At 62.3% G+C, this 3,972-nt stretch carries 7 protein-coding genes; 1 reads left to right on the top strand and 6 read right to left on the bottom strand.

The genetic code is table 11. From position 1 onward, the window contains the following. Both VNS22_RS11930 and VNS22_RS11925 read right to left on the bottom strand, forming a co-directional pair. A partial coding sequence (locus VNS22_RS11930; protein ID WP_325732674.1) for a hypothetical protein occupies positions 1–181 on the bottom strand: 181 nt, incomplete at its 3' end. Next, entirely contained in the window at positions 178–789 is a 612-nt protein-coding gene (locus tag VNS22_RS11925) for a hypothetical protein (RefSeq protein ID WP_325732672.1), read from the bottom strand. The genes VNS22_RS11930 and VNS22_RS11925, both read right to left, overlap by 4 nt. A gap of 161 nt (positions 790–950) precedes the next feature. Between VNS22_RS11925 and VNS22_RS28315 the strand changes: the two genes are divergently transcribed. Next, on the top strand, positions 951–1,250 hold the full coding sequence (locus VNS22_RS28315) for a hypothetical protein (RefSeq protein ID WP_049274152.1): 300 nt from the start codon (positions 951–953) through the stop codon (positions 1,248–1,250). 47 nt (positions 1,251–1,297) lie between these two features. Here VNS22_RS28315 and VNS22_RS11920 read toward each other — a convergent pair whose 3' ends face one another. The 4 genes from VNS22_RS11920 to VNS22_RS11905 form a co-directional block, all read right to left on the bottom strand. Next, the gene (locus tag VNS22_RS11920) at positions 1,298–2,221 is read right to left on the bottom strand and encodes a DNA cytosine methyltransferase (protein WP_121757583.1); all 924 of its coding nucleotides are present in this window, start codon (positions 2,219–2,221) and stop codon (positions 1,298–1,300) included. A gap of 18 nt (positions 2,222–2,239) precedes the next feature. Beyond that, positions 2,240–2,590, bottom strand: coding sequence for a hypothetical protein (locus VNS22_RS11915; RefSeq protein WP_016711325.1), 351 nt, complete (start codon positions 2,588–2,590; stop codon positions 2,240–2,242). 83 nt (positions 2,591–2,673) lie between these two features. After that, positions 2,674–3,225: a hypothetical protein gene (locus VNS22_RS11910; RefSeq protein WP_325732670.1), complete on the bottom strand. Its 552-nt coding sequence runs from the start codon at positions 3,223–3,225 to the stop codon at positions 2,674–2,676. 347 nt (positions 3,226–3,572) lie between these two features. Next, positions 3,573–3,881 carry a hypothetical protein gene (locus VNS22_RS11905; RefSeq protein ID WP_325732668.1) on the bottom strand — a complete coding sequence of 103 codons (309 nt, stop codon included), beginning with the start codon at positions 3,879–3,881 and terminating at the stop codon, positions 3,573–3,575. Between the last annotated feature and the right edge of the window lie 91 nt (positions 3,882–3,972).

Here is a 3,972-nt window from a genome sequence, read left to right as displayed (position 1 = left end):
GCGGGGAGAGCTGGCGCTGGTTGCCGGCCTGCAGCTGGCTGTCGGGGATGCAGCTGATGCCGACCCCGTTGAGCAGGTAGCAGGTGACGCCGCGCTGGCTGTCGTGCTGCACGTCGATGACGTTCTCGGTTGCGCTGGCGCCGGTGGCCAGCAGCAGGAGGCAGAGGGCAAGGCGGGTCATGCCTGGGCCTCCTGGCGCTCGCTGGCAACCATATCGATGAATGCTTGGGGTAGCTCAACCGCTTCGTAGCCTGGCGACCATGACAATGGCGGACACTTGGCGATCATTTCGTTGAGCAGTTCGAACGCGGCCAGCAGCTGATCGTCATTCACCTCGCCGTCTTCCGGCAGGTCATCGCAGAAGTGGTCGTTCGGATCAATCTGACTGGGGTAGTTCGGGGTGCAGAACACCAGCTTCAGGTCGGCCAGGTCCACCTCATGCTCAATGAGGTAGTCCCGGAGGTCTTCCTCGTCGAAGAAGTACTGGTCGCCGTCGTACTCGGTGATCACTTCGCCGGCCCATACACGGCTCGGCATGGCTGCGAACTTGGCCGCCCGGCTCTCTGCGTGACAGGTCGCGCACCACCCGTTTGTGGCATGGATAGGGTGCTCTGGGTTCTTCGCGCAGTGGCGGTGGGTCGACCCGCAGTAGCGGGCCATGTGCTCGTCCTTGCCCCAGAACCGGCCGGAAGGGTCGACCCAGCCGGTAACGGTCTGGATGCTGGCGGCTTCGGGGGATTCGTACATCACGACTTTTTCTTTAGGCATGACTTCGTCCTTGGCCGCCATATCGCGGCAGTGAGTTGTAAAAGGGGTTGGGTTCGGTCCAAGAAAATCGGCCGGTGGTCCGATTCAGTTCTCAAGCAGCGATACCGCGATTGCGTCTCGCCTCGCTTTGGCTATGGTGAGAGTTCACCTGTGGCATACAACTAAACTCGTAGGAGGTCGACATGAGGATTCGCGGTGAGGTTTTTTGGGGGTGGGCTGATCCAACGCTTCACCACCGTACTCACGACGAAACCCTCAGCGATGGAACGCATATTGATGTTCAGGTGCGACTGTCGCGGGGAGGCACGACGCAGATGTTCATCGGGGTTTATGCCCCTAGCGGTATGGCTATCCATGAGGAGGCCTTCGATTCGCGACCAGGGGAGTCGATGACTCGAGCTCTGGCCTGGGGGGTTGGTCGTGCTCGCCGTATTGCCTCTGATGGCCCTCCCGCCGCTGATCGAATCGCCGCCTCGAAATAATTGGGAGAGGGGTTACAGCTGGATGGAGTACAGATGTGCTCTTTCGGTCATGCGGCCTTCATCAAGGCCTCGATGACTCGCTGACCGGCCAGCGGTGGTACCGCATTGCCGGCCATGTGCATGGTCAGCCGGTGATTGTCCGGCCGTAGGGTGTCAGCTGGGAATGACATCGCGGCCAGGGCCTCGCTGGCGCTGAGCATCCGCATGCGGTCGCCGTCGACCAGAGCCCATCGGTCTAGGGTGGTAATGGTGCCGATCGGCCGGTTGATGTCGCGGCCGGTGGTGCCGGAGCCCTTGCCGTAGTAGGGCATGATGAAGCGATCTCCGAAGCGTTGGCGCCCGTTGCGCACTCGGTCGAGCGTGGCCTGGGCCCGGCCTAGCTTCTCGATCTGTGACCAGCGCCCGGCGTCGAAGTCGAGGAAACTGGCGGCTGACACATGCCGTTCCTGCGGCAGCTGCAGCATCAGCGGGGCCTTGCTGCGCGTCAGGACCATGAACAGGCGCACCCGGTGCTGCGGCACACCGAGGTCAGCGCAGTCCACGATGTGCGGCGCTGCCTGATACCCCAGCGCCTGGATGGCTTGCAACCAAGCCGGGTAGAGCACCCAGTCGGTGAACTCCGGTACGTTCTCGATGATGGCTGCCTGCGGCCGGTGGAACTCAAGGGCCGCTACCGGCGCCCAGGCCGTCGAGCGCGATGCGTCATGCTCAGGGTTCCCCGATTTCTTCCCGCGGGCCTTGGCGTGCCCCTGGCAACACGGCGAAGCGAGCAGGATGTCGTGAGCAGGTACCTGCTCCCAGCGAGCCTGGTGCAGATCCTGGCAGACATGCTCGGTGTTGGGATGGTTGGCTGCATGCCATTTCACGGCATCTGGCCAGTGGTTTGCCGCCCAGAGAACCTGGACGCCTGCGGCGCGCGCGCCGGTGCTCCATCCGCCGAGGCCGGCGAACAGGTCGATTGCTGTGGTCATAGTGGTCTCGGTCGAGGATCAGTCGAACAGGTGCTCGCGGCGCCCGGTCTCGTGGTAATGCAGGTCCTGAATGGCCTGCTGCTGGTCGATGGTGAACATCGGGTTGCAGGTGGTGCAGTGGCCGGCGATCTTGATTGCCTGGAACGACAGCGTGATGGATGAATGGTCCCTGTAGCAGGATGGGCACTTGATCGAGTCGCTTTCGCAGCACAAGCGCGCTTCGTCCTCGCCGTCATGGATGGTCTTGCATACCGGGCATTCGAACATCTCCTCCACTTCTGGCTGGCAGCACTCCCGGGCTCCATCTTCATCGTCGTGGATGTCGCCACAGAAGCCGCACTTGTAGAGCGTCCTGATCTGAACCTTCATGGTGTCTCCAGGCAGGCGCCGCCATCTCCGGGGAGGCGTTCATCGTTTGAGAGGGGAAGGCGCTGGCGGGCAGCGCCGGAGGGTCAGGCGGCTTTACGTGCGTTGAGCACCCGTTGGCGAGCTGTTTCGTACTCGCTGCTGACGATCTCAACCAGGCCGTCGACATCGCCGTCAGCGGCTTTACTGCCCAGGTTCAGGTACACGGTTTCGCCGTAGGTAAAGCACACCCCGCCGCTGAGCCAGATGCCGCCGCGCTCGACGCCGATGGCCTCCCACATTTCGTCGCGGTCGATATCGTCCGGGCAATGAGCTTTCCATAGGTCTTCCAGGCGCTCGTGCTCGGCCTTCTCGGCCGCACGCACCTCCTTGCCCGCGCCCTTGGCATGCTTGGGCGCCCGGCGCAGCGAGCGGTAGCCGTATTCGTCGGGACGGCACCAATGCACATCAAGGTCGCGGCTGGCGCTGAGCTTGATGCCGCCGACGTAGTTGCGGGAGCCGCTGTACATCGGCGATGCATCGGCGCCGAAGGCTTGGCCCAGTTTCTCGCGTTGGGCGTTCCAGGCCGCTTTCTTCTCGTCCCAGGCGCGCACTGCGGCCAGGACCTTCGGCGATTCGGTCTTGTAGAAGTAGCTCATGGCTTTCTCCAAGCATGCGCCGCCCTCCGTGGCTGGGCGGCATGGTGGCAATTTGGTTTGGGATGGGGTATTACGGGTGACCGGCATGGGGCCGGCTCAAGGAGAGGCAATTGAACTATTGGGATTCGTACGATTATCCAGAGGGAGATCCAAAGGTCAGGATCACTTTCGGCGCACAGCATGCCGGGACGCCGGTTGTCGCGTGGCTCGGCCTTTACGGGAAAACGGTTGTACCGCCAAAAGTTAATGTAGAGGCTGAGTACAGCATACATGCCACTGACGAAGCAGAAGCCAGAAGGATCATGAATGCTCATGCCGACGACTTCATCAGAGAGCGCAATATAGGCTCAGTCGCGGGGAAGCCGTAACGCCTCTCGTGCCCTGAAATTCTCAAGCTTCCGCACCACAGATGGTGACACCGTGATTTCGTGGCGCGGAGGTGTTAGCAGCGGCAGCGCGCCGCCCGGCCCAAGCCCATGCAGGTGATGAATCATCAGCGTCATCGCCTCGCCCTGTTCCTCGATCCCGGCCCACTCCATCAGTTCCAGCAGGGCCTGTTTAGTCCCTGGTCGAACCTTCAAACGCAGGTCTTCTTCCTGCAACCGGGCGGCTTTGGCGCGGCGCTTCTCGTCGCGTTCCTTGGGTGACATCGCCATACGGCACCTCCATGATTCCGCTGGGCGGGATGTGTATGTGCAGCTGGCGGCGACGCTGCTGCGTGAGCTTCTGGATGCGTCTCATGGGTGG

The organism is Geminicoccus sp., assembly GCF_035556675.1.
In the GTDB taxonomy this organism is placed as follows: Bacteria; Pseudomonadota; Alphaproteobacteria; order Geminicoccales; family Geminicoccaceae; genus Geminicoccus.
Note: the sequence above shows the minus strand (reverse complement) of the source record. Positions and strands in the feature narration are given on the sequence as shown.